The sequence below is a fragment of the Pandoraea iniqua genome, from assembly GCF_902459685.1.
In the GTDB taxonomy this organism is placed as follows: Bacteria; Pseudomonadota; Gammaproteobacteria; order Burkholderiales; family Burkholderiaceae; genus Pandoraea; species Pandoraea iniqua.
The window spans coordinates 191,314-216,657 of sequence record NZ_CABPSF010000006.1 but is presented as its reverse complement, the minus strand read 5'-3'; the positions used below and the strand labels follow the sequence as shown (position 1 = coordinate 216,657).

At 62.5% G+C, this 25,344-nt stretch carries 24 protein-coding genes; 12 read left to right on the top strand and 12 right to left on the bottom strand.

What is annotated here, in order from left to right; all coding sequences use genetic code 11:
- The first annotated feature begins 67 nt into the window (after window positions 1-67).
- The 4 genes from PIN31009_RS20420 to PIN31009_RS20405 all read left to right on the top strand — a co-directional run bounded on the left by PIN31009_RS20420 (window position 68) and on the right by PIN31009_RS20405 (window position 5,764).
- Window positions 68-700, top strand: a complete 633-nt coding sequence (locus tag PIN31009_RS20420; protein WP_174997306.1) for a hypothetical protein — start codon at window positions 68-70, stop codon at window positions 698-700.
- A gap of 163 nt (window positions 701-863) precedes the next feature.
- Window positions 864-2,021 (top strand): macrolide transporter subunit MacA, encoded by a 1,158-nt coding sequence (gene macA / locus PIN31009_RS20415; protein WP_150791420.1) that lies wholly within the window; start codon window positions 864-866, stop codon window positions 2,019-2,021.
- A gap of 44 nt (window positions 2,022-2,065) precedes the next feature.
- Window positions 2,066-4,180 carry a MacB family efflux pump subunit gene (locus PIN31009_RS20410; RefSeq protein ID WP_150791419.1) on the top strand — a complete coding sequence of 705 codons (2,115 nt, stop codon included), beginning with the start codon at window positions 2,066-2,068 and terminating at the stop codon, window positions 4,178-4,180.
- Between the two features lie 102 nt (window positions 4,181-4,282).
- A complete protein-coding gene (locus PIN31009_RS20405; RefSeq protein ID WP_150791418.1) occupies window positions 4,283-5,764 on the top strand; it encodes an efflux transporter outer membrane subunit in 1,482 nt (493 codons plus the stop codon).
- Window positions 5,765-5,803: 39 nt separating this feature from the next.
- Here PIN31009_RS20405 and PIN31009_RS20400 read toward each other — a convergent pair whose 3' ends face one another.
- Both PIN31009_RS20400 and PIN31009_RS20395 read right to left on the bottom strand, forming a co-directional pair.
- Complete coding sequence (locus tag PIN31009_RS20400; protein WP_150791417.1) at window positions 5,804-6,352, bottom strand: phospholipase D family nuclease; 549 nt, start codon at window positions 6,350-6,352, stop codon at window positions 5,804-5,806.
- Window positions 6,349-7,344, bottom strand: coding sequence for a Rossmann-fold NAD(P)-binding domain-containing protein (locus tag PIN31009_RS20395; protein ID WP_246185774.1), 996 nt, complete (start codon window positions 7,342-7,344; stop codon window positions 6,349-6,351). Before PIN31009_RS20395 ends, PIN31009_RS20400 begins: the two co-directional genes overlap by 4 nt.
- 81 nt (window positions 7,345-7,425) lie before the next feature.
- Between PIN31009_RS20395 and PIN31009_RS20390 the strand changes: the two genes are divergently transcribed.
- From PIN31009_RS20390 to PIN31009_RS20375, 4 genes are all read left to right on the top strand, one after another.
- Window positions 7,426-8,460: a CDP-6-deoxy-delta-3,4-glucoseen reductase gene (locus PIN31009_RS20390; protein WP_150685879.1), complete on the top strand. Its 1,035-nt coding sequence runs from the start codon at window positions 7,426-7,428 to the stop codon at window positions 8,458-8,460.
- A 276-nt stretch (window positions 8,461-8,736) separates the two neighbouring features.
- The gene (locus tag PIN31009_RS20385) at window positions 8,737-10,005 is read left to right on the top strand and encodes an acetylornithine transaminase (RefSeq protein WP_150791415.1); all 1,269 of its coding nucleotides are present in this window, start codon (window positions 8,737-8,739) and stop codon (window positions 10,003-10,005) included.
- 43 nt (window positions 10,006-10,048) lie between these two features.
- Window positions 10,049-10,546: a GNAT family N-acetyltransferase gene (locus tag PIN31009_RS20380; protein ID WP_087722500.1), complete on the top strand. Its 498-nt coding sequence runs from the start codon at window positions 10,049-10,051 to the stop codon at window positions 10,544-10,546.
- A complete protein-coding gene (locus PIN31009_RS20375) occupies window positions 10,546-11,016 on the top strand; it encodes a GNAT family acetyltransferase (RefSeq protein ID WP_150791474.1) in 471 nt (156 codons plus the stop codon). Before PIN31009_RS20380 ends, PIN31009_RS20375 begins: the two co-directional genes overlap by 1 nt.
- 115 nt (window positions 11,017-11,131) lie before the next feature.
- Here the strand turns inward: PIN31009_RS20375 and PIN31009_RS20370 are convergent, their stop codons facing one another.
- From PIN31009_RS20370 to PIN31009_RS20340, 7 genes are all read right to left on the bottom strand, one after another.
- Entirely contained in the window at window positions 11,132-11,845 is a 714-nt protein-coding gene (locus PIN31009_RS20370) for an ABC transporter ATP-binding protein (protein WP_058375778.1), read from the bottom strand.
- A complete protein-coding gene (locus PIN31009_RS20365; protein ID WP_150685876.1) occupies window positions 11,845-12,618 on the bottom strand; it encodes an ABC transporter ATP-binding protein in 774 nt (257 codons plus the stop codon). Before PIN31009_RS20365 ends, PIN31009_RS20370 begins: the two co-directional genes overlap by 1 nt.
- Before the next feature lie 21 nt (window positions 12,619-12,639).
- The gene (locus PIN31009_RS20360; RefSeq protein ID WP_174996201.1) at window positions 12,640-13,776 is read right to left on the bottom strand and encodes an ABC transporter permease subunit; all 1,137 of its coding nucleotides are present in this window, start codon (window positions 13,774-13,776) and stop codon (window positions 12,640-12,642) included.
- A gap of 18 nt (window positions 13,777-13,794) precedes the next feature.
- On the bottom strand, window positions 13,795-14,745 hold the full coding sequence (locus PIN31009_RS20355) for a branched-chain amino acid ABC transporter permease (protein ID WP_058375780.1): 951 nt from the start codon (window positions 14,743-14,745) through the stop codon (window positions 13,795-13,797).
- Between the two features lie 214 nt (window positions 14,746-14,959).
- Window positions 14,960-16,168, bottom strand: a complete 1,209-nt coding sequence (locus tag PIN31009_RS20350) for a branched-chain amino acid ABC transporter substrate-binding protein (RefSeq protein ID WP_058375781.1) — start codon at window positions 16,166-16,168, stop codon at window positions 14,960-14,962.
- Window positions 16,169-16,920: 752 nt separating this feature from the next.
- Window positions 16,921-17,892 (bottom strand): 4-hydroxy-3-methylbut-2-enyl diphosphate reductase, encoded by a 972-nt coding sequence (gene ispH / locus PIN31009_RS20345; RefSeq protein ID WP_150685874.1) that lies wholly within the window; start codon window positions 17,890-17,892, stop codon window positions 16,921-16,923.
- 8 nt (window positions 17,893-17,900) lie between these two features.
- Window positions 17,901-18,356 carry an FKBP-type peptidyl-prolyl cis-trans isomerase gene (locus PIN31009_RS20340; RefSeq protein ID WP_150685873.1) on the bottom strand — a complete coding sequence of 152 codons (456 nt, stop codon included), beginning with the start codon at window positions 18,354-18,356 and terminating at the stop codon, window positions 17,901-17,903.
- 162 nt (window positions 18,357-18,518) lie between these two features.
- Between PIN31009_RS20340 and radC the strand changes: the two genes are divergently transcribed.
- The 4 genes from radC (at window position 18,519) to nadB (ending at window position 21,673) form a co-directional block, all read left to right on the top strand.
- Complete coding sequence (gene radC / locus PIN31009_RS20335) at window positions 18,519-19,196, top strand: RadC family protein (protein WP_150791414.1); 678 nt, start codon at window positions 18,519-18,521, stop codon at window positions 19,194-19,196.
- A 215-nt stretch (window positions 19,197-19,411) separates the two neighbouring features.
- Window positions 19,412-19,645, top strand: coding sequence for a 50S ribosomal protein L28 (rpmB, locus tag PIN31009_RS20330; RefSeq protein ID WP_058375785.1), 234 nt, complete (start codon window positions 19,412-19,414; stop codon window positions 19,643-19,645).
- 16 nt (window positions 19,646-19,661) lie between these two features.
- Window positions 19,662-19,829: a 50S ribosomal protein L33 gene (rpmG, locus tag PIN31009_RS20325; RefSeq protein ID WP_058375786.1), complete on the top strand. Its 168-nt coding sequence runs from the start codon at window positions 19,662-19,664 to the stop codon at window positions 19,827-19,829.
- A gap of 242 nt (window positions 19,830-20,071) precedes the next feature.
- Window positions 20,072-21,673, top strand: coding sequence for an L-aspartate oxidase (gene nadB, locus PIN31009_RS20320; RefSeq protein ID WP_150791413.1), 1,602 nt, complete (start codon window positions 20,072-20,074; stop codon window positions 21,671-21,673).
- Window positions 21,674-21,794: 121 nt separating this feature from the next.
- Here the strand turns inward: nadB and nadC are convergent, their stop codons facing one another.
- The 3 genes from nadC to PIN31009_RS20305 form a co-directional block, all read right to left on the bottom strand.
- Window positions 21,795-22,697 carry a carboxylating nicotinate-nucleotide diphosphorylase gene (nadC, locus tag PIN31009_RS20315; RefSeq protein ID WP_150685870.1) on the bottom strand — a complete coding sequence of 301 codons (903 nt, stop codon included), beginning with the start codon at window positions 22,695-22,697 and terminating at the stop codon, window positions 21,795-21,797.
- A complete protein-coding gene (gene nadA, locus PIN31009_RS20310; RefSeq protein ID WP_150791412.1) occupies window positions 22,697-23,830 on the bottom strand; it encodes a quinolinate synthase NadA in 1,134 nt (377 codons plus the stop codon). The genes nadC and nadA overlap by 1 nt, the downstream gene beginning before the upstream one ends.
- A gap of 91 nt (window positions 23,831-23,921) precedes the next feature.
- Entirely contained in the window at window positions 23,922-25,118 is a 1,197-nt protein-coding gene (locus tag PIN31009_RS20305) for a DesA family fatty acid desaturase (protein ID WP_087691394.1), read from the bottom strand.
- Between the last annotated feature and the right edge of the window lie 226 nt (window positions 25,119-25,344).

Genomic DNA, 25,344 nt, shown 5'->3' with positions numbered 1-25,344 from the left:
ATCTTGGCGCGTGCGCGCTGGTTTCACGTGTTGCAGCATTCACCCCGTACGTTTCGTGGGAGGTCGTATGCGCCGTCCAATCTTCACATTGTGCAAACGCGCCGCCACCGGGCTGGCTTTGGCGATGGCTGTCGCGGCAACGGCGAGCGCCGCCGCAACTGCCTTGCCGGGCGGGGCTCCCGCCGCGCCGGCAAGCACAACGGCTGCCGGCGCCCATGACGATCTGCGCAATTTCGGCAACGATCCGTTTCTCCACATTTCCTCGGCGGTGGCCAACTGTCCGGTGCCATTAGGCCCGTTTATGCGCGAATCCGACTGGATCGCCGATGCCCACCACCGCATCGAGAAAGGCAATCACTGCTGGTTCGAGGGGCGCTGCCGGCTCTCTAACAGCTATCGCTACGATGTCGAGATTGCCGAGAGTGCGCAGCGACGGCTTTCCTCCGTCGCCGCCGACATCCCGTGGAAAACGCAGACCTCGCTCTGGCTCACGTTCCAGCGGCGCATCATCGTCATGCAGGGCTGCATGGCACCGGGGTTTCCGCTCGCCAGACTCATCAAGGCGCTGGAACAGACAGCCGACGTCGAGGCCGTGGTCGATCAAGTTGTCATCCGGCGCCCCGGGGCACCATTGCCCGCACTGACCTATCCCACCCCAGATCATCCGGCGTTGCCCGCGGGTGCACGCCCATTGCCCTAGGGCACGCAAACCGACGCAATTCCACCGAAAGCGACATAAATCCATGTCCGGTCAATTCTGTTCACAAAGTCGCAACAACTGAAAACAGTTTGTCCCGCCCCCTTTGATTAGGATCGCCACATGTCTGCACAACGGTGCGGACGCGGTGCTTATTTCCTGATCAATGACGCTCTCACGCAAGTTTCGCCTCACCCGTCGCCGCAAGACCGCCGCGGCCGTCTTTCTCGCGCTGTGTGCCATCGTGGCGTGGCAATGGCCGCAGGCGAAACCGCCGGCCTATCTCAGCGCGAAGGTCACCCGCAGCAGTCTGGAAGATGCCGTGCTCGCGACGGGCGTGCTTCAGCCGATCAAGCAAGTGGAAGTCGGCTCGCAAGCCAACGGGCAGTTGCGCTCGCTGAAGGTCGTGCTCGGCGATAAGGTCACCAAGGGGCAATTGCTCGCGGAGATCGACCCCACGCTCAGCGAGAACGATCTTCGCGAAGTGACGGCGGGCCTCACGACGCTCGCCGCCGACCGTCGCGCCAAGGCCATTCGCCATGCGCAGGCCGAGCGCGAGCTGGCACGCCAACGGCAGATGGCCCGCGAGGACGCCACCTCGCCGCGCGACTTTGAAAAGGCGCGCACCGACTATGAGGCGCTGAGCGCCGAACTCGCCGCACTCGACTCGCAAATCAGCCAGCAGAACGTGAAGGTCGACAAGGCCCGCACCAACCTGTCGTACACGCGCATCACCGCGCCGATCTCGGGCAGCGTGACGCTGATCAGCACACAGGAAGGCCAGACCGTCACCGCGATCTATCAGATCCCGACGATTCTCAAGATTGCCGACCTCTCGAAGATGACCGTCAAGGCGCAAGTCTCCGAAGCGGACGTGGTGCGCATTCGCGAAGGCCAGCCGGTGTATTTCACGATTCTGGGCGCGCCGCAGACGCGTTACGAAGGCAAGCTGCGCGTGATTCAACCTTCACCCGAGAAGATCAACAACGCCATTTTCTTCAACGCCCTTTTCGACGTGCCGAACCCGAACGGCGTGTTGCGGCCCGACATGACGGCGCAAGTCTCGATCGTGCGCGAGCGCATTTCGAACGCGCTGACGTTCCCCTCGGTCGCGCTCGGCGAACAGCGTGCGGATGGCCGGTTCAAGGTGCGCGTACTGGACGCGAAGGGCCATGCACAGGCCCGCTGGGTCAAGGTCGGTCTCGACAATCGCCTGACGGCGCAAGCGCTCGACGGGCTCGCAGAAGGCGAGCGCGTGGTGACCGCCGACCCCACCGATACGCCCCCGCCCGGCAGCGGCGACACCGGAGGTGGCCTGCTGTGATGCACGTGCGCCCATCGACCGACGCCATGGCGCCGGCATCCGATATGCCTGAAACGCCGAACACGCCGGATACGCTGCATACATCCGCCGCTGCCCCGCTGTTGCGCCTGTCCGGCGTGGCGCGCTCGTTTGGCGAGGGCGTCGGCGCCGTGACTGTCCTGCGCGATGTCGAACTGGTGATCCGGCGCGGCGAGATGGTGGCCATCATGGGCCCCTCGGGCTCCGGCAAATCGACGCTGATGAACGTGCTTGGGTGTCTCGACCGGGCCAGCAGCGGGTGCTACGAAATCGACGGCCGCGACGTGGCGTCGCTTTCCGATGACGATCTCGCCGCGCTGCGCCGCGAGCACTTCGGCTTCATCTTTCAGCGCTATCACCTGATGGGCCACCTCACGGCACAGGGCAATGTCGAAGTGCCCGCCGTGTATGCCGGCACGTCGAAGACGGCGCGTGCGCAACGCTCGGCGGCCCTGCTCGGGCGGTTGGGGCTCGGTGGACATTTGTCGCACCGGCCGTCGCAGATGTCCGGCGGACAGCAGCAGCGCGTGAGTATTGCGCGCGCGCTGATGAATGGCGGCGACATCATTCTCGCGGACGAACCGACCGGGGCGCTGGACAGCCGCAGCGGTCTGGAAGTCATGCAGATCCTGTGCGAACTTCACGCACGCGGGCACACGATCATTCTCGTCACGCACGACCCTGGTGTCGCCGCGTGGGCGCAACGCGTCATCGAAATTGCCGATGGCCGCATCGTGCGCGACCGGGTGAACGAGACGCCACGTACGGCCGAGCTTGCCGCGTTGACGCGTGAACGAACGCAGTCACAGTCACGATCGCAATCGCACGAAGACTCACACGCAGGCCAAGTCGACCCCACCGCAGAAGAAACCGCGCCGCAGACCGATGACGTTACCTTGCAGAAGCCGCCGTCAGTCGAAGCGCGTCGTCGCTGGTTCGCGGGCTGGCCAAAGTTCTCGGAAAGTCTGTCGATGGCGTGGCACGCGCTCGCTTCGCACCGGTTGCGCACGGGGCTCACGATGCTCGGCATCGTCATCGGTATCACGTCGGTGGTTTCGCTCTCGGCCATCGGCGAGGGCACTAAACGCCGCGTGCTCAACGATATCGGCAGCATCGCGCCGAACACGATCACAGTGCTGCGTGGCCGAGACTTTAACGACGACAAAGCCGCCGAGATTCGCACGCTGCTGCCGCGCGACGCCGAACTGCTCGCCGCGCAACCGTACACGGACAGCGTGTCGCCGCAGGTGAATGCGCGTACGGTGCGCGTGCGCTTCGGCCGCATCGATACCGATGCTCAGGTGCACGGCGAAGGCGCGAACTTCCTGCGCGCCAACGGGCTGAAGCTCGCGCGTGGGCGCGGCTTCGACACCAGCGAAGTCGAACGTCAGGCGCAGGTGGCCGTCATCGGCGAGAACGCGCTGCGCAAGTTGATGCCGAACGGCGGCGACCCGATCGGCCAGATCGTGCTGGCGGGCTCGTTGCCGCTGCGGGTGATCGGTGTGGTGCGCGACCGTTCGTCGATGTTCGTGAGCCGCTCGCTCAACCTTTATGTGCCGTGGTCGACCGCCGCCAGCCGTCTTGCGGGTCAGCAGCATCTGGAAGCGATCACCGTGCGCATTCTCGACGGCCATCCGCCGTCGGCCGCCGAAGCAGGCATCGTGCGCGTGCTGACCCGGGCGCACGGCAACAAGGACTTCTTCACGTTCAACATGGACACGGTCGTGAAGTCGATCTCGCGCACCAGCCAGATGCTCACGCTGCTGCTCTCGTTCGTCGCGTTGATTTCGCTCGTCGTGGGCGGCATCGGTGTGGCGAACATCATGCTGGTGTCGGTCACGGAGCGCACGCGTGAGATCGGCATTCGCCGTGCCATCGGTGCGCGGCGGCAGGACATCCTGCGTCAGTTTCTGATCGAGGCGGTGCTGGTCTGCCTGATGGGCGGTGCCGTCGGCGTGGTGCTGTCGTACGCCATCGGCCAACTCGTCGCGTTCGTGGTGCCGCAGGTGGCTGTCGTGTTTTCAGTCAACACTTTCGCGGCGGCCGTGTTGTGCGCCAGTGTCATCGGCGTCGCCAGTGGCTGGTGGCCGTCGCGCAGTGCGGCACGGCTCGATCCGGTCGATGCGCTGGCCCGTGAATGAATTGCCCCCCAACCGTCCCGCTGCGCCCCCCCTCAGGCTCGGGATGGATTTATACCCCGCGCGCGATTCGGTGTCGCGCGCGGGGGTCTTTTTGACGATTCGATGACCCGCTCCCTGTTGCGTTTCCCGACGGCTTTGTCGTCACCCGCCCGTCTGCCCGTGCTGTCTGTTCTGAGCCTCGCCTTGCTGCTCGCCGGGTGCGGTCTGATGCGTACCGATTACGAACGTCCGGCGCTGCCGGTGCCCGCGCAATACCGCACGCCCCTCGATGGCGCCACATCGACCAGCGCTGCATCACAGCCCCAAGCGGCGAGCGATACGCCCGCTGAAATCGATCCGTGGTGGCAAGGCTTCGGCGAGCCCGGTCTGAACACGCTCGTCACCCGCGCGCTGGCGGGCAATCCGGGGCTGGCGCTCAAATCGCTTCAGGCCGACCGCGATGCGCTTCAGGCAGGACTGACGGGCGCGAATCGCTGGCCACAACTTTCTGCCTCGATTGCGGGGGCCAAGTCGCGTTCGCTCGATGGTGGCAACGCGGCCATTGCCGCGATTGGGCAGACGCAAACGACGTCCGGCACCAATGCGAGCATCAGTTACGAAGTGGATCTGTGGAACAAGCTCGCTGCGCAGCGCGATGCGGGCAACTGGCAGGCGGCGGCCAGCGCATGGGATCGCCGCGCCGCGGCACTCACGTTGTCGAGCGATGTTGCGTCGCTGTACTGGCGTCTCGCCTATCTGAACGAAAACGTGCGCAGCGCGAAGGACGATCTGGCGTCGGCCGACAAGGTCGTCGCGCTGGTCGACGCGCGTCGCCGCGCCGGGGCCGTGTCAGCACTCGACCCCGTGCAGGCGCAACAGGATCGCGACACCGTGGCCGGCGCACTGGCCGACTGGGAGCGTTTGCGCGATCTCGCCCGCCATGCGCTGGCGAATGCGCTCGGCGAGCCTGCTCAGACACGTTTTAGCGAGCGCGAATCGCTGGCAGACACGACACTGCCCGAAGTGGCGCCGGGCTTGCCCGCCGAACTGCTCGCCCGCCGCCCCGATCTCGCGGCGGCCGAGACCCGCGTGCGGGCGCGATTGGCCGATGTCGATGCGGCGCGTCTGTCGTTCTATCCGTCGCTCACGCTCACGGGGTCGACGAGTACGACCAGCGACTCGCTGTCGCGCTTGCTCGCCAATCCCGTCGGCACGCTCGCCGCCACGATCGCCATGCCGTTTCTGCAAATTCAGACGGCGCGCTTAACAACGGCGCTCGCCCGCAACGACTTCGCGCAATCGACCGTCGTGTTTCGCAGCACGCTGCTCACGGCCCTCAAGGAAGTGGAAGATGCCCTCTCGACGCGCGAACGCACGTCGGTGCAGTACGAAGCGCTGGCGCGGGCGGCCACGCTCGCCCAACGCGCGTCGGCATTGTCGGGTGCGCGTTATCGCGCCGGTGACATCGACTTGCAGACGTGGCTCGATGCACAACGGCTGGCGCGGCAGGCACGCCGGAACGCCGCGCAATCGCGCCTCGATCAGATCGATGCCACGCTCACGCTCATCAAGGCATTGGGGGGATCAGCGAACGGCGAGGTGTGAGGCCGTCCTTAGGCGGTCACCGCAGCATCGGCGTCGACGTCATCGCTGCGGCGAAGGCGGATAAGGCTCGCCGAGATCCCAACGCGACTGCCAGTGCGCGACGTACTGGCGTGCGATGTCGGGCATGTCGCGAATGACGATCACGTTCTCGGAATTGCTCGTCTCGGCGGACGGCGCGAAGTTGAACGAGCCGGTTTCCACCGTATTGCCGTCGACGATGATCGTTTTGTCGTGATGGATGTTGAAGTGGTCGTTGGTGCGCAACGCCACACCTTGCCCCGTCACGAAATCCATCGCTGCCTTGCTGGCTTTGCCGGTATTGCGCTTCTTATCGATCACCACGCGCACCGCTACGCCGCGTTTTTTCGCATCGACCAGCGCCTGCATGATGTCAGGTGCCTGAAACGAGTAAGCAAGCATCTGGATGCTGTGCTTCGCGCTGCCGATGGTCTCGAGCACCAGCGTGCGTGCCGAGCCCTCCGGCGAGAAGCCGACGCGAATATCGGGTTCGGCATGCGCGACCGACAGCGGCGCAACGCCCGGCAATGCGAGCAGCGCCACGAGTGCGAAATTTCGAAATGTCGTCATGTTGCCAGTGTCGCCAGCAGCGCCGCCACGTCGGGATACTTCAACCGATAACCGAGTTCGCGTTTCAGGCGCGTGTTGTCCAGCCGGCGCGACTCCGACATGAACGACAGCAGCGTCGGCGGCAACTCCAGCACGGCCGCTTCACGCGAGATACGCGGCGGACGGGCCAGACCGAGCGCATCGGCCACCCGGTCGAAGTACTCGCCCATGCGCCATTCGGTGTCGTCGCTCGCGTGCACCGCGCGCTGCGGCTTGCCGCGCCACATCGCCCGGATCAGAATCGCGGCCAGATCGTCGGCATGGATATGGTTGGTGTACACGTCGTCCGATTCGCGCAATGCGGGCGTGCCACGCTCAAGACGCGCCGTCGGAAGCCGGTCGGCGGCGTAAATGCCGGGAATTCGGACGATGGACGCGCGCCAGCGCACGCGGGCCCGCTCCGCTTGGCGCCAACTGGGGCGCACACCCGCCACGCTCGTCGCACTCGCCGGTGAAAGCGTGCGTGGCGGCCCGGCCGCCCACTCGCGCCGCGCATTTCGGGCGTGCGCAGAAGGCCGTCCGAGTGCGCGCAAGGTGCGCTCCGCATCCACTCGCCGCTGGCCGCGCGGCGAACGCGCTTGCGGCGTGCGTGTCTCATCCACCCGTGCGCCGCCGCAATCGCCATACACCCCGCTGGTACTGGCGTAGACGAGGATGCGACGCGAAGCGCGTGCGCCCCCCTCGGGTACAATATTGGGCTTCGAGGGCCGTAAAAGTGCGGCCCGCAAACGGCGCGTGCGCAGGTCTTGGGTGCCGCTGCCGGCAACACCGTCGGGCGGCGCCAGATGCAACACACGCGGCGCCAGATGGGCGATACGCGCGAGACTCGCACGGTCGTCCAGATTGGCGGCAACAGGCACTGCGCCGGCCGCACGCAGGAGCGCATGACGCGCGTCGCTGGAAGTCACGGCATAGACGCGAAAACGTTTGACGAGGGCCGGCAGCGCACGCATGCCGACATCGCCGCAGCCCACGACCAGAAGGCGTGGGCGACCGAGGGATTTGGACGGATTTTTCATTTTTCGGATTGTAGTATGGCTTACAACGTTACCCTCGTGCCGAGCGGGCGCGAGTTCCAGGTCGAAGACGGCGAGGCACTGCTCTCGGCCGCGCTACGTCAGGGCATCGGCCTGCCCTACGGCTGCAAGAACGGTGGCTGCGGGTCATGCAAGGCGAAGCTCGTCGAGGGCGCCGTCGAACACGGCGCGCACTCGGCGACCGCACTCACCAAGGACGAAGAAACGCGCGGTTTCGCGCTGCTGTGCTGCGCGCACGCCAAGAGCGATGTCGTCATCGAGAGCCGCGAAGTCAAGGGCATCGGCGACATCCCGGTCAAGCGCCTGCCGTGCCGCGTGAACGCGCTGACGCGCCTCGCGGACGACGTCATCGTCATGCGCCTGCAACTGCCGGCCAACGAGCGCTTTCAGTATCTGGCCGGCCAGTACATCGAATTCATTCTGAAAGACGGCCGCCGCCGCAGCTATTCGATGGCCACCGCGCCGCACGAAGAAGGCTTCATCGATCTGCACCTGCGCCATATGCCCGGCGGCGTGTTCACCGATCACGTCTTCAACACGATGAAGGAGCGCGAAATCCTGCGCTTCGAAGGTCCGCTCGGCACGTTCTTCCTGCGTGAAGATTCCGAGAAGCCCATCGTGCTGCTCGCCTCGGGCACCGGCTTCGCGCCGATCAAGGCCATCGTCGAGCACGCCGTGCACAAGGGCCTGAATCGCCCGATGACACTGTACTGGGGCGCCCGCCAGTTGAAGGACATCTACCTGCGCGATCTGGTCGAGCAGTGGGCGCGCGAGATTCCGGGCTTCTCCTTCGTGCCGGTACTCTCCGAAGCCGCACCCGAAGACCAGTGGCAAGGCCGCACGGGGTTCGTGCACCGCGCCGTGGCCGAAGACCTGCCGGACCTGTCGGGCTACGAGGTGTACGCCTGCGGAGCACCGGTGATGGTCGAATCGGCACGCCGCGACTTCATCGCCCACCACCGCCTGCCGGAAGACGCGTTCTTCGCTGACGCCTTCACCACCGAGGCCGACAACCCGGGGAGCGGCAACTGATCGCCGGGCGCGCGTCAGGGGCAAGACAGATGCATGAACGCGACAGTTCACGCATTCCCTTTGACAAGCGCCGCATCATCGCCTTATTCTTGCCGACATGAACCTGATTGCCATCGCCTCGATCCGACGTCGCCGTACGCTGCCCCTCCCGGGATGCCGCGCGGCGCGCTATGGACTGCGATAACAAGCGAGTTCTCAAGCACAGCAAAGCCACGGGCACACCCCGTGGCTTTTTTTATTCCTCGTCTCTTTACCTTTCGTCCTTCGGAGACCGTTATGTCGCTTGCTTCCCAATCCGCCGCATCGTCATCGTCAACTTCGTCGACCTCAACGACTTCGTCTGACGCGAAGTTTGCCGAGTTCGCCACTCACGCCCTGTTGCCGATCACCTCGCGCCCGGATCTCGTGTTCACCCACGGCAAAGGCGCGTGGCTGTATGACCACGACGGCAAGCGATATCTCGATTTCATTCAGGGCTGGGCCGTGAACAGCCTCGGCCACTGCCATCCGGTGATGCGCGACGCACTCGCCACGCAGGCCTCGCAACTGCTGAACCCGAGCCCGGCGTACTACAACCTGCCGATGATCGAGCTCGCCGACCTCCTCGCGCGTCTGTCGGGGCTGGGCAAGGTGTTCTTCGCGAACAGCGGCGCCGAAGCCAACGAGAGCGCCATCAAGCTCGCCCGCAAGTGGGGCCAACTGCATCCGAACCCGGCCGGTGGCGCGCGCTTCGAGATCATCACGTTCAAGAACGGTTTCCACGGCCGCACGATCGCCACGATGTCGGCCAGCGGCAAGCCGGGCTGGGACACGATTTTCGCGCCGCAAGTGCCGGGCTTTCCGAAGGCCGATCTCAATGACATCGCGTCGGTCGAGGCCCTCATCGGCCCCGACACCGTCGCCGTGATGCTGGAGCCGATACAGGGCGAAGCAGGCGTAGTGCCCGCCACCGAGGCGTTTCTCAAGGAACTGCGTGCGCTCACCAAGGCACGCGGCCTGCTCCTGATCGTTGACGAAGTGCAGACGGGCTGCGGCCGGACCGGCACGCTCTTCTCGCACCAGCAGGCGGGCATCACGCCCGACATCATGACGCTCGGCAAGGGCATTGGTGGCGGCGTGCCGCTGGCGGCCATGCTCTGCGGCGACGAGTTCGCCGTCTTCCAACCGGGCGATCAGGGCGGCACGTATAACGGTAATCCGCTCATGTGTGCGGTAGGCCTCGCGGTCATGCGCACGGTCAGTGCCCCGGGCTTCCTCGAATTCGTGCGGGCACAGGCCGATTACCTGAGCGCCGGGCTGGAGCACCTGTCGTCGCGCTACGGCGGCCAAGGTGAGCGCGGTGCCGGCCTGCTGCGTGCGCTGCTGCTCGGGCGCGACATCGGCCCGCAACTGGTGGAAGCGGCGCGCGACATGGGGCCGGACGGCCTGCTGCTCAATTCGGCTCGCCCGAACTTGCTGCGCTTCATGCCGGCGCTCAACGTGAGCCGCGACGAAATCGATCAGATGCTGTCCATGCTCGACTCGCTGCTCGCCAAGCACGCGTAAGACCCGCCGCTACGTTCCCAGATTCTCAGAGGAGAGACCCACGATGAACGACATGAGCCAGGCGCACGCGACGCCACCGGCCGACGCCATCGTCGAAATATCGCCCGATCCGGCCAGACTGGATATCGGCTTCATCCACAAGGCGCTGTCGACGCAGACGCATTGGGCGAAAGACATTCCGCGCGACACGCTCACGCGCGCGATTTCGCACTCGCTGTGCTTCGGCGCGTACGCCACGCACGTCGAAGGCGGGCCCGTGCAGCAGGTCGGTTTTGCCCGTGTGATTACCGATCGCGCCACGTTCGCGTATCTGGCGGATGTATTTGTGGATCCGTCGATGCGCGGGCTCGGCATCGGCAAGCGCCTGTGCGAGAACGTGCTCGCGCACCCGGCGTTGCAGAACCTGCGGCGCTTTCTGCTCGCCACCACCGATGCGGCGAGTCTCTATGCGCGTTATGGCTTTGAGCCGCTGGGCGAGCCCAACAAGATGATGCAGATTCACCGGCCCGATATTTATACCGGCAAGGAGCATGCATCGTGATCGCGCTGGCCACCGACATTCATATCCGCACGTTCGACGACACCGATACCGACGCGGTGATCGCGCTCTGGCGCGAGGCGTTTCCCGAGTACAACCGCGCGGACAAGCCACATCGCGAGCCGCGCCGCTCGATCGCCAACAAGGTGGCGATGCACGACGGCCTGTTCTTCGTCGCCGTGCGCGATCGCAAGGTGATCGGCACCGTAATGGCCGGTTACGACGGGCATCGCGGCTGGGTGTACTCGCTGGCGGTCGCGACGTCGCTGCGCCGGCGCGGTGTCGCCAGTGCGTTGCTGCGTCATGCGGAAAATGCGCTGACCGAGCGCGGCTGTCTGAAGCTCAACTTGCAGGTGCTCACGCAGTCGCGCGAAGCCCTCGCCTTCTACGCGGCACACGGTTATGCCGCCGACGATGTGGTGAGTCTTGGCAAGCGCCTGCCGCTCACTGCCGGTGCGGGAGCGATGCTGTAAATATTGGAATCGCTGTAAGTGCTGGCGTCGCCGCCATGAAAAAAGAGCGCCGGGGTTTCCTCCGGCGCTCTTTTTCCTTTCAGCAGCGTATCGATACGTGCCGACTCGCTAAGACTTACTCCCCGAGATACGCGGCGCGCACCTTCGGATCGTCGAGCATGTCTTTCGCGTTACCGGTCATGGTGACGAGCCCGCTGTCCATCACATAGCCACGGTTTGCGGCCTGCAACGCGAGCCGTGCGTTCTGCTCGACGAGCAGCACCGTCACGCCTTCACTCGACACCGTACGCACCACCTCGAAGATCTTGTCGACCATGATCGGCGAGAGGCCCATCGACGGCTCGTCGAGCAGCAGCAACTTCGGTTGGCTCATCAGCGCACGGGCCATCGCGAGCATCTGCTGCTCACCACCCGAGAGCGTGCCGGCAAGTTGGTCCTTACGCTCCTTCAGACGCGGGAAGATACCGAACATCTTGTCGGTGTCGTTCTTGATCCCGGCCGTGTCGTTGCGCAGATACGCCCCCATCTGCATGTTCTCGAGGATGGTCATGCGCGTGAAGATGCCGCGGCCTTCCGGCACCATCGCCAGCCCCTGCTTGAGCAGATCGAACGCCTTCACGCCGCGAATCGACTTGCCCAGATACTCGATATCACCATCGGCCCACGGCAACAGGCCAGTGATGGCCTTCATCGTGGTCGTCTTGCCCGCACCGTTCGCGCCAATTAGCGTGACCAGTTCGCCCGGCTCGATGCTCAAGTCGATCCCCTTGACCGCCTTGATACCGCCGTACGCGACTTTCAGGCCCTTGATCGTCAACATTGCGCTCATCAATGGCCTCCTGCACCGAGATACGCTTCAATCACCGCGGGATTTTTCTGCACATCCTGCGGCAAACCTTCGGCAATCACCTTGCCGTAATCCAGCACCGTCATGCGGTTGCACAAGCCCATCACCAATTTCACGTCGTGCTCGATGAGCAGGATGGTCTTGCCGTCGCTGCGAATCTTGTCGAGCAAGCCGCGCAACTCGATCTTTTCGGTCGCGTTCATGCCCGCAGCCGGTTCGTCGAGGGCAAGCAGCTTCGGGTCGGTGGCAAGCGCACGCGCAATCTCCAGACGGCGCTGGTGGCCGTACGAGAGGTTGGCCGCCGTGTAGTTGGCGTACTTCGCTACGCCCACGTACTCCAGCAACTCCATCGCGCGGTCACGGATGGCGCGCTCTTCAGCCTTCGCCCCCGGATACCGGAGGATGGCGCCGATTACGCCCATCTTCGTACGCACGTGGCGCCCGACCATCACGTTCTCGACGACGGTCATGCCGCCGAACAGACGAATGTTCTGGAACGTGCGGGCAATGCCCGCGCGCGCCACTTCATGCACGGCGGTCGGCTTGTAGGTGCTGCCGTCGAGCGTGAATTCGCCGGAGTCGGGCGTGTAGAGCCCGGTAATGACGTTGAAGAAAGTGGTCTTGCCGGCACCGTTCGGGCCGATCAGCCCATAAATTTGCCCCGGCTTGATTTCCAGACCCACATCGGTGAGGGCCTGAAGACCGCCGAAGCGCTTGTTCACGCCCTTCACGGACAGAAGAATTTGTTCGCTCATAGTCAGATCATCTCCCTCGGCTTACAGAGTCCGTTCTTCCGGACGCGGCGACGGCCACAGGCCGGCCGGACGGTACAGCATGATCAAGATCATGGCCAGACCGTACAGCAGTTGCCGGATCACCTCGGGATCGACGATGACGCTGCCGAACAATTTCATTTGCAACGGGCCCATGGTCGAGCGCAGGATCTCGGGGAACGCCGAGAGCAGCACACCGCCCAGAATCACGCCCGGAATGTGCCCCATGCCGCCGAGCACCACCATCGAGAGCACGACGATCGACTCCCAGAAGGTGAACGACTCGGGCGAGACGAAGCCTTGGAACGCCGAGAACATGCCGCCGGCCACACCGCCGAACGACGCGCCCATGGCAAACGCGAGCAGCTTGATGTTGCGCGTGTTGATGCCCATCGCCTTGGCGGCGATTTCGTCTTCACGAATGGCCACCCACGCCCGTCCGATGCGCGAGTGCTGCAATCGCACGCAGATGAACGCGATGACCAGCGCGAGGAACACGAACAGGTAGTAATACATGTACACCGAGCTGACCTGTATGCCGAAGAAGTTGTGCGCCTTCGAAAAATCGAAGCCGAACAACGACGCGGGCTGGATGCCGGTGATCCCCTTCGGGCCGTTGGTGATGTTCACCGGACGGTCGAGGTTGTTCATGAAAATGCGGATGATTTCGCCGAAGCCCAGCGTCACGATGGCCAGATAGTCACCGCGCAGACGCAGTGTCGGCGCCCCCAGCAAGATGCCGAATATCGCCGCCACCGCCGCCCCGATCGGTATCGTGAACCACACGGGCACATGCAGCCCGCCGGGGAACAGATGCCCGATCCACTCAAACTGCGTGGTGAGGTGCGGTGAGCTGAGGAAGGCAGTCACGTACGCGCCCACGGCATAGAACGCGATGTAGCCCAAGTCGAGCAGGCCGGCGAAGCCCACCACGATGTTCAGGCCCAGCGCGAGCATGATGTAGAGCAGCGCGAAGTCGAGCACGCGCACCCAGTAGTTGCCGCCGGCATAGCCGACGAGCACCGGGGCGAAGATAGCCGCGATCAGGAAGAAGGCGAGGCCGCGATAGGCCTTGCGTGTGGCGGCGGCCGCCGAAATTTGCGTGGCCGGGCCCGACGAAGTTTGCACAGGTTGATTCATTGTGTTTGTCCTCGCCGCTTATGCACGATCTGCCACGCGCTCGCCCAACAAACCGGACGGACGGAACACGAGCACCACGATCAGAACGACGAAGGCGAATACGTCCTGATAATTACTGCCGAAAACACCCCCGGTGAGGTCACCGATGTAGCCGGCACCCAGCGCTTCGATCAGGCCGAGCAGCACGCCGCCGACCATGGCGCCTTGCAGGTTGCCGATCCCGCCGAGCACGGCGGCGGTGAACGCCTTCATCCCGGGAATGAAACCCATGTAAAAGTGCGCGTTACCGTAGTTCGACGCCATCATCACGCCCGCGAGCGCCGCCAGTCCGCCGCCCAGCGCGAAGGTCGCCGAGATCACGAAGTTGGGGTTCACGCCCATGAGACCCGCCACATTGCGGTTCTCTGCGGTAGCGCGCATGGCACGGCCGAGCTTGGTGCGGTTCACGAGCTGCGTGAGGCCGAACATCACGAGGAACGCGACGACGACGATCACGATGCCGGTGCCGTTGGTCACAGCGCCCGGATGGTTACCGCGCTCCGGGATGACCGTCATGGCGTCGGTAGGCAGCAGCTGCGGGAACGACAGCGGGTTGCGCGACCAGATCAGCATGGCGATCGTCTGCAACAGCAGCGACACACCGATGGCGGTGATCAGCGGTGCGAGACGCGGCGCGTTACGCAGCGGCCGGTACGCGACCCGTTCGATCACGAAGTTGGTCAACGCACACACGGGCACACACACCGCCGTGGCGATGGCCAGCATGAGCACCGGATTCATGTTCGGTGCGATCTTCATCAACAAGTTGATGGTGGACAGCGCGACCATCGCGCCGATCATCATCACGTCGGCGTGGGCAAAATTGATGATGCCCAAAATGCCGTAGACCATGGTGTAGCCCAGCGCAATGATCGCGTACACGCTACCAAGCACGAGGCCGTTCAAGATTTGTTGGATAAAAATATCCATGAAGCTAACTCCTTGTTCCCCGAAAACGGGCTCCCAGCGCGCTTCACCGATAGGCGTCGCAGGGGTGGCTGAGAGAACTGCGGGTGTTGAGGCTGATCCTGGTTCAGGAGGGGGGGCCGTGCCCGTCATGCAGGCACGGCTTCGTTCCGCAGATGAAGAAACGGCACCGAAAGGGTAGGCAACGGTGCCGTTTCATGGCGCTAGCGCCCGGGAGTTACATCTTCACCACGTCAAGCACGCTCTTCTTCTTGTTCTGATAGTTGTAGAGCGTAATCACCGGTTCCTTCATGTCGCCCTTGCTGTCGAAAGCGATGTGGCCAATGACACCCTTGTAGTCGGTGGCCGGCATGGCCGCCAGGATCTTGGCCGGATCGGTCGAGTTGGCACGCTTCATCGCGTCGACGATCACATTGACAGCGTCATACGTGAACGGGGCGTAAATCTGGATCGGCTGGTTGAAGCGAGCTTCATAACGCTTGGAGAAGTCGTCGCCGCCTTCCATCTTCGACAGCGCCATACCCGCTTCCGAGCAGACGATGTTGTCGATGGCGTCGCCGGCCAGTTCGGCCACCTTGTCGGTACACACGCCGTCGCCGGCCAGCACCTTGGAGCCAATGCCCAGTTCCTTCGACTGCTTGGCGAACGGGCCGCCGGTCGCATCCATACCGCCGTACATGATGATGTCCGGCTTCTCACCCTTGATCTTGGTCAGAATGGCGCGGAAGTCCGTGGCCTTGTCGTTGGTCGCGTCGTGCGAGAGCACCTTCAGGCCGTTGGCCTTGGCGGTCTTCTCGAACTCGTCGGCCAAGCCCTTGCCGTAGGCGGTCGCGTCGTCGACGATGGCCACCGACTTGGCACCCAGCGTCTTCGTTGCGTAGTTGGCCAGTGCCGGACCTTGCTGAGCGTCCGTTGCCACCACGCGATAGGCCGTCTTGAAGCCCTGTTGGGTGTAGGCCGGGTTGGTTGCCGACGGGGAGATCTGCACGATACCCGCATCGCTATAGATCTTGGAGGCCGGGATCGTCGTGCCCGAATTCAAGTGGCCCACCACTGCGACGACTTTCTCGTCGACCAGTTTCTGTGCAACCTGGGTCGCGGTTTTCGGATCGGCCGCATCGTCTTCAGCCACCAGTTCCAGCTTGACCGGCTTGCCGTCGATGGTCAGACCGGCCTTGTTGGCTTCCTCAACTGCGAGGCGTGCACCATTTTCGTTATCTTTGCCCAAGTGAGCAATTTGGCCCGTCAACGGTGCAACGTGACCAATCTTGATAACAACCGCATCGCCGCCCCCGCTGGCGGCAGTCGTCGCGGCAGGTGCAGAAGCGGCACCCGAATCGGCCTGCTTTTCTTCCTTCTGACCGCATGCCGCCAACAGCGTCACTGCGGCGACTACGGGCAGTACCTTCGCGAACTTGAGTTGCATGTGATTATCTCCTGATTGTCGGCGGTTTAATAAAACGCCAATAACGCCAATTCAATGTTTCGTATGCGAAACGCGCGCATTGTAACTCCATTCTTTGCGGCTGCGACGCCCGCCGCCACAGGGTTTTCCATAATGGAGGCCTAAGGTTTATACCGACTTGTGCAACCCTATTTTTTCAAAAGTGCAACCCCGCTTTCGATCAAGGTTTTACATACCTGGGCGAATCCGCTCAGGCGGCTCCATGGTGCATACAATGCACCAAATATGGGATTCATCACCATAGTTATTAATAAAGCAAATTACGTGCCCGATCGATTTGGAGCGAATACTCTAATTAAGTGAATATATAAATAATTAGATAATTGAAAAGCGAATGGCGTTATTTGGCATTAATTCATTAAGTGATGAATTGCGGAAATCACGCAGGTGGTTTTAATGGCCGATACGGCGAAATTCGCCAAATCGCCATTGCGGGGATTCCGCAAAAACGTACGCAGAATTGCGTAGAGGTCGCGTGGGGTTTTGCCTGAATTTGCGTGCGTCTATTGACGACGTGCAAGGGTATGGGGAGCGGCGCCTGCGTCGCTTCCAGAAAGTGCTGAGAGGGGGCGGGGGGAGCGGGAGGGGGAACAAGCAGGACAACAAAAAGCCGGGGTGCGCATAGTGCGACACCCCGGCTCTTGTGACTGCGGGCCTTCGTGCTTCTTCGTGCTTACGACGCCCCGCAGACGATCATGCTGACAGCGTAAAGCTTACTCGGTCACCGGCGTCAGGCCCTTGGGCAGCGGGAACGCGATGTTCTCTTCGACGCCTTCGAGCACCTTGACCTGATTCACGCCGAGTTCACGCAGGCGCGCGACGATCGACTGTGCCAGCACTTCCGGCGCCGACGCGCCTGCCGTCACGCCGATACGGCGCTTACCGTTGAACCACTCGGGCTTGAGCTGCGCCGGCGAGTCGATCATGTAGGCCGGCACGCCCATCTTCTCGGCCACTTCGCGCAGACGATTCGAATTGGAGCTGTTCGGGCTGCCCACCACCACGACCACATCGCATTGCGGGGCCATGAACTTCACGGCGTCCTGACGATTTTGCGTCGCGTAGCAGATGTCCTGCTTCTTCGGCTCGGTGATCAGCGGGAAACGCTTCTTGAGCGCGTTGATCACTTCGGCGGCGTCATCGACCGACAGCGTCGTCTGCGTCACGAAGGCCAGCTTCGTTTCGTCGGCGACTTGCAGTGCGAGCACGTCTTCGATGGTCTCGACGAGGAACATGCCTTCGCCCGACTGCCCCATCGTGCCTTCGACTTCCGGGTGGCCCTTGTGGCCGATCATGATGATCTCGTGCCCTTGGCCGCGCATCTTCGCGACTTCGACGTGCACCTTGGTCACGAGCGGACAGGTGGCATCGAAGATGCGCAGACCGCGCTCCTGAGCCTCGGCACGCACGGCTTGCGACACGCCGTGAGCGCTGAAGATCAACGTGTTGCCCGAAGGCACGTCGGTCAGCTCTTCGACGAAAATCGCGCCCTTCTTGCGCAGGTTCTCGACGACATAGGCGTTATGTACGATCTCGTGACGAACATAGATCGGGGCACCATACATAGACAGCGCGCGCTCGACGATCTCGATTGCACGGTCGACGCCCGCGCAAAAACCGCGCGGCTGGGCCAGCAGAATTTCCGCGTCCGACAGGGTCGGCGCAACGACTTGGGTGGCGCTCATTTCGATTCCTACAGAATGCCGATAATCTGGACTTCGAACACAATCGGCTGTCCAGCCAAAGGATGGTTGAAGTCGAACAATGCCCAGCCGTCACCCAACTCGCGCAGGATGCCCGCATAGCGGCCGCCGCTCGGCGCGTTGAATTCGACCAGATCGCCCACGGTATATTCTTCGCCGAAATTGCTGTTCTCTTGCAGCGTCTTCATCGTGACACGTTGCAGCAACTCGGGATTGCGCGGGCCAAAGGCCTGCTCCGGGGCAAGTTCGATACTACGGCGTTCCCCCACACTCATGCCCAGCAGCGCCTGTTCGAGCGTCGGCGCCATCTGGCCGCCGCCCAGTTGCAGCGTGGCCGGCGTGCCTTCGAAGGTGTTGACGATATCCGCGCCGTCAGGGGCGCCAATCCGGTAGTGCAGCGTCAGATAGGAATCGTCCTGAACCACGGGGGATGCGACAGAATTCATGGGGGTCTCACAGCAAGGTCAAGCTAATATTGTAAATGACGACGCGTTGCGCGTCCGGCTCCCCCTACGCGCAGTCCGGAATTTTACCTCCAGCGACTGTATTTCTCTTTAGTGACATCGCGACGATTCATGCGCGCGGCGGTGTCTGCGCCTGGAGTCGTCATGTCCATCGCCCAATGGCCGCTCGCCGAGCGGCCCCGCGAAAAAATGCTTGCCCGTGGGGCCAGCGCCCTTTCCGATGCCGAGTTGCTCGCCATTTTCCTGCGCACCGGTTCGCGCGGGCGCAATGCCGTCGATCTCGGCCGCGATCTGCTCGCGCGCAGCGGCGGCTCGCTAACCCGCCTGCTGGCCTCGCCGTTCGACGCGCTACGGCAGATTCCCGGCCTCGGTCAGGCCAAGTTCGTGCAATTTCAAGCCGCACTGGAAATAGCCCGCCGCATGCTGGGCGAGCGCCTGGAGGCCGGCGATGTGCTCGATACCCCCGCACGCGTGCGAGATTATCTTCGCCTGACGCTGCACGACCACTCCCGCGAGCGCTTTGTCTGCCTGTTTCTCGATGCCGGCCATCGTCTGGTGAGCGCCCGCATCATGTTTGAAGGCACCCTCACCCAGACCTGTGCCTACCCCCGCGAAATCGTGCGCGCCGCACTCGAAGTCAATGCGGCCGTGGTAATCGTCGCGCATAACCACCCCTCGGGTATCGCCCTGCCAAGCCCGGCAGATCTAGCACTCACGCGCTTGCTCGGGGACGCGCTGGCCTTGCTGGAGATACGTTTGCTCGATCATTTCATCGTCGCCGGCGATAGCGTGTACTCGCTCGCCGAGCAGGGCGAATTGTGATCTGCACAACAATTTAGCAAGCAGTTCGCGTTCGCGGGCCGCTTTGCGCTATAATCCGTCCCTTCCCGAATCTCCGACAGGCGCTTCCCACCATGGGCTCGCGTCCTACATCGTCTAAAGCGATTGATTTGTCTGGGATTTTTGTGGTATCATCGCGGTCTGTCTTTTCGACTCACCACTTTTTTTTACACAGAATTCTGGGTTAGGAGTGCTTCATGGCACGCGTATGTCAAGTGACCGGGAAAGCGCCGATGGTCGGCAACAACGTTTCCCACGCCAACAACAAAACCAAGCGCCGTTTTCTCCCGAACTTGCAAAATCGCCGGTTCTGGGTTGAGAGCGAAAACCGTTGGGTGCGCCTGCGTATCTCGAACGCTGGCCTGCGCCTGATCGACAAGAACGGCATCGATTCCGTTCTCGCCGACCTGCGTTCGCGCAAGGCCATCTAAGTTTTAGGAGCTCATCATGGCAAAAGGCGCTCGCGACAAGATCAAGTTGGAATCGACCGCTGGTACCGGTCATTTCTACACGACTACCAAAAACAAGCGTACCAAACCGGAAAAGATGGAAATCAGCAAGTTCGATCCGGTCGCTCGTAAGCACGTGCCGTACAAGGAAACCAAGATCAAATAAGATCAACAGGTTTTCTCGCAGCAGTTCGCTGCTGCGTTCAATGCCCCGCCTCTGGCGGGGTTTTTCATTTGGGCGTCCCGAAATTCACCAAGCTACGCGTTGCGTAGTCATCCCTCCTCCGATTTTGCCGATGTGCGCATAGGGTCATGTGCCACGCGCGTATCGACTCGCTATACTGGCTCACTTCCCATCATGCGAATCACGTCACCGAGATGACGTCGATTACGGAGACAGCCCGTATCATGAATTTCGATGTCGTCATCGTCGGCAGTGGACTCGCCGGTCAATCGGTCGCCCTTCATCTGGCGAATACCTGCCGCGTCGCATTGGTCGCCAAACGCCCGATGCCCGAAGGGGCCAGCGACTGGGCACAAGGCGGCATCGCTGCCGTGCTCGATTCGGCCGACAGCGTCGACGAACATGTGGCCGATACCCTGATCGCCGGCGCCGGGTTGTGTGATGAAGCCGCCACGCGATTCATCGTCGAACATAGCCGCGAGGCGATCGAATGGTTGATCGCACAGGGCGTGCCGTTCACGCGTGACGAAGGCGCCGAACTCGGTTTTCACCTGACACGCGAAGGCGGCCACAGCCATCGCCGCATCATTCATGCGGCCGATGCGACCGGCCACGCGGTGATTACTACCCTCACCGAGCGTGTGCGCCAACACCCCAATATCACGCTGTTTGAAAATCACTTCGCCGTCGATCTGATCACCTCGGATCGCGCGGACGCGGCGCCGACCGCCGGCCGCCATTGCCAAGGGCTTTACGTTCAGGATATGGCCACCGGCGCGGTGCATGCGATGACCGCACGTCACACGGTGTTGGCCACTGGCGGTGCGGGCAAGGTTTATCTCTACACGACGAATCCCGATACGGCGACGGGCGATGGCATCGCGATGGCGTGGCGCGCCGGTTGCCGGATCGCGAACATGGAATTTATCCAGTTCCATCCGACCTGCCTTTACCACCCCTACGCGAAGTCGTTTCTGATCAGCGAAGCGGTGCGCGGCGAAGGTGGCCGGCTGGTGCTGCCGGACGGCACGCGCTTCATGCCGCAACACGATCCGCGCGCCGAACTGGCGCCGCGCGACATTGTGGCGCGCGCCATCGACTTCGAGATGAAGAAGCACGGACTCGATTGCGTGTATCTGGATATCAGCCATCAAAGTCCCGAATTCCTGCAAGAACACTTCCCGACGATTCTCGCGCGCTGCGCCGAACTGGGTATCGACATCACGAAACAACCGATTCCGGTGGTGCCCGCAGCGCATTACACCTGTGGCGGTGTCGTCACGGATATGAACGGCCGCACGGATTTGCCGGGACTTTATGCGGTGGGCGAAGCGACTTATACCGGCCTGCATGGCGCGAATCGACTCGCCAGCAATTCGCTGCTCGAGTGCATCGTGCTGGGCAAGGCCGCCGCGGAAGATATTCAGCGCGATGAGGTGTCGCTGCCCGGCATTACCGACGTGCCCGCATGGGACGAGAGCCGCGTGGCCGATGCGGATGAAGAAGTCGTGGTCGCCCACAACTGGGATGAATTGCGCCGGATGATGTGGAATTACGTCGGCATCGTGCGTACGAGCAAACGTCTGGAGCGCGCGCAGCATCGTATTGCGTTGCTGCGCGAGGAGATTGCCGAGTACTACGCGAACTTCCGCGTGAGCCGCGACCTGCTTGAACTGCGAAATCTGGTCGACGTGGCGTCACTGATCGTGGATAGCGCATTGTCACGCCACGAAAGCCGCGGGCTTCACTACTCCCGCGATTTCCCCGACACACTGCCCAAAGCGTTGCCGACCGTGCTTTCGCCAGTGTTGCCGCGCAAGCGCTGACTCGCCGCAAAAAATAACACCCCGAACACTGGATCAATTTCCAACGTGCGGGGTGTTGTTCTGAGACTGGAGTCAGCGGGCGAGCGCCTTCCGCACTGACCGTTTGATCCTATTACAGGGCTTAGCCCACCGTCTCGATAATACGCATCGAGAAATCGGTGGCGCGCACGTCCTTGGTGAGACCGCCGACGGAAATGCGGTCGACACCGGTCTCCGCAATGGCGCGCAGCGTTTCCAGATTGATGCCGCCCGAGGCTTCCAGCACGGCGCGGCCATCGGTCACGCGGGCCGCTTCGCGCATCATTTCCAGCGTGAAGTTATCCAGCAGGATCGACTTGGCACCGCACTCCAGTGCAGTCTCCAACTCTTCGAGCGACTCCACTTCGATCTGCACCGACGCGCCATCGGCAAGCCGATCGGCGTTCTCGAGCACCTGACGAATACCGCCCGCAGCCGCGATGTGGTTTTCCTTGATAAGAATTCCGTCGTACAGCGCGAGGCGTTGATTCGTCCCCCCGCCCACAAGCACGGCAAATTTCTGCGCCAGACGCAAACCCGGCATCGTCTTGCGCGTATCGAGCACGCGCGCCTTGGTGCCTTCCACGACATCCGCATACCGGCGCACGGCAGTCGCCACACCCGAGAGCATCTGAAGGAAATTCATCGACGTGCGCTCGCCCGTCAGCAACGCCCGCGCGGGACCGTGGATGTCGCACACCACCGAATCTGGCGTCATCGGCTCGCCTTCGCGGTAATGCCACTGAACACGAACCGACGCATCGATGCTGCGCATGCAGGCCTCAAACCATTGCACGCCACACAACACGGCGGCTTCACGCACGATGATGCGCGCGTGCGCCATCTCGTCGGCGGGGACCAACAGACCCGTCAGGTCGCCCGCGCCGACGTCTTCGGCCAACGCGTCGCGCACATTGCGCGAGAGTGCGCTCTGGAGGGGCTCGCCAAATTTGGCGAAGTCGGGAGACAGTGCCTCGGTGGTGCTCAGGGATTTGGATTGCGTCATTATGCGGGGCCTACACCTGCAAACAGCGCGCCGTCGCGCGCGAAATCGCCGCTGGCGCGCACATTCTTCTTGCGCGCTTCGGCAAACGACAACATGCGGTCGATACACGTGTGGGCCCGTTGGCCAATCTCCGCGTCGACATGAATTTCGTTCTGGCCGGACTCGAGCACGTCGGCCAGATTTTGCAGGCTGTTCATCGCCATCCACGGGCAATGCGCACAGCTTTTGCAGGTGGCGCTGTTACCGGCCGTCGGCGCTTCAATGAAACGCTTGCCGGGTGCCGCCGCCCGCATCTTGTGAAGAATGCCATTGTCGGTCGCCACGATGAACTCGGTTGCGTCCATCGTCTGAGCGGCCGCAATCATTTGCGACGTAGAACCGACCACATCGGCCAACTCGACCACCGCCGCCGGCGATTCCGGATGCACGAGCACCTTCGCGTTCGGATGTTCGCGGCGCAGCAGTTCAAGCTCGGTCGCCTTGAATTCATCGTGCACGAGGCATGCGCCCTGCCACATCAACATGTCGGCACCGGTCTGCTTTTGCACGTAGCTACCGAGGTGGCGGTCAGGCGCCCACAGAATCTTCTTCCCCTGCGCGTGCAGGTGCGCCACGATTTCCAGCCCGATCGAGGACGTCACCATCCAGTCGGCGCGTGCCTTCACCGCTGCACTGGTATTCGCATAGACAACGACGGTGCGGTCGGGATGCGCGTCGCAGAACGCCGCAAATTCGTCGGCCGGACAGCCCAGATCGAGCGAACAAGTCGCGTCGAGATCGGGCATCAGAATGCGTTTTTCGGGACTGAGAATTTTCGACGTCTCGCCCATGAAGCGCACGCCGGCCACCACGAGAGTCTTCGCCGGATGATCACGGCCGAAGCGCGCCATCTCGAGCGAGTCGGACACACAACCGCCCGTCTCTTCGGCGAGATCCTGCAAGTCGGCATCCACGTAGTAATGCGCCACCAGCACGGCATCCTGCTCGACGAGCAGACGTTTGATACGGGCCTTGAGTGCCGCGCGCTCCTCTTGCGAGGGCGCATCCGGGACGCGTGCCCAAGCTTGCGCAACACACAGGGCGCCGCCCGGTGCGGGGCGATCGAATTCTACGGATTTGAGTGAGGCATTCATTTTCGCTGGGTCTGTGGGGACCGGAATGACAAAACCCCGCCGTAGCGGGGTTCTGATTATGCGACAAAAACGAAATTCTGGCTGATTCGCCTTACGCGTAACGGCGCAGTCGCGTCGCGAATTCCTGCAACGCGTGAATTCCGCTTTGTTCGGCGCGATGGCACCAGTTCTGCAACTGGCTCAGCAACTGCTCGCGCGAAGCGTTCGAACGTTCCCAGATACCGGCCAGTTCGCTGCGCAGTTCGTAGTACGTCTGTACCGACTTGCTGTGCGCGAAGATTTCGCCGAGTTGCTGCTTCTGCGGCTCTTGCAGCGAGGCTTCGTCGTGATGCAGCCACTTGCGGGCACCGCGCAACAACTGGTACTCGCCGACCTGACGCTTTTCCTTGAAACGAGCCAGCTCTTCGCTATAGGCGCGCTTGAAGGTCTTGGCGTAGCGCTCCATGACTTCGTAGCGGTTCGAGAGCACGGCCTGCAACGTATCGTCGTCGCACGTGGCCTTGTTCTTCGCGAGCTTCGGCGTCGGTGCGATCTTCTTCACCTTGGCCAGACCCACGGCCGACAGAATGCGGATGTAGAGCCAGCCGATGTCGAACTCGTACCACTTGTTCGACAGCTTGGCCGACGTGGCGTACGTGTGGTGGTTGTTGTGCAGCTCTTCGCCGCCGATGATGATGCCCCACGGCAGCAGGTTCGTCGATGCGTCGGCGCAGTTGAAGTTACGGTAGCCCCAGTAGTGGCCCAGACCGTTGATCACACCGGCTGCCCAGAACGGAATCCACACCATCTGCACGGCCCATACGGTCAGACCGATGGCGCCGAACAGCGAGATGTTGATGATCATCATCACGCTGATACCGAGAATCGGAAAGCGCTTGTAGATGTTGTTCTCGATCCAGTCGTTCGGCGTGCCGTGACTGAATTTGCGCATCGTTTCTTCGTTCTTCGCTTCGGCACGATACAGCTCAGCGCCTTCGGCGAGCACCTTCCACAGACCACGCGTTTGCGGGCTGTGCGGATCTTCCGGCGTTTCGCACTTCGCGTGGTGCTTGCGGTGAATCGCAGCCCATTCGCTCGTGATCATGCCCGTGGTCATCCACAGCCACAGACGGAAGAAATGGGCGACAACGGGGTGCACGTCGAGCGCGCGGTGCGCCTGGCAACGGTGCAGATAGATCGTCACGCCGGCAATCGTCACATGGGTGACGATCAACGTGAAGAAGAAGATCTTCCAGCCGCTCCAGTCGAGCAGGCCGGTCGAGAGAAATCCAAGGAGACTGTCCAGCAAAATATCACTCCAAACTAATCAATACGGTGGCAATGGCGGCAATGTTGCCGCGCCTTGTCTTGTCGGGCCATGCGGAGGGCCAGCCACCGCGTCCGGTCTCGTTCTTGCGCTCGCTTGACGCTTTGATTCGCAGGAACTCCGCAAGTTGCGTAAATTCCCGGGGCGAGTGAGCGCTAAACGTGCCAGTGAACGTCTGGTTTTTTATGGTTTGCGGGGCATTTTACCT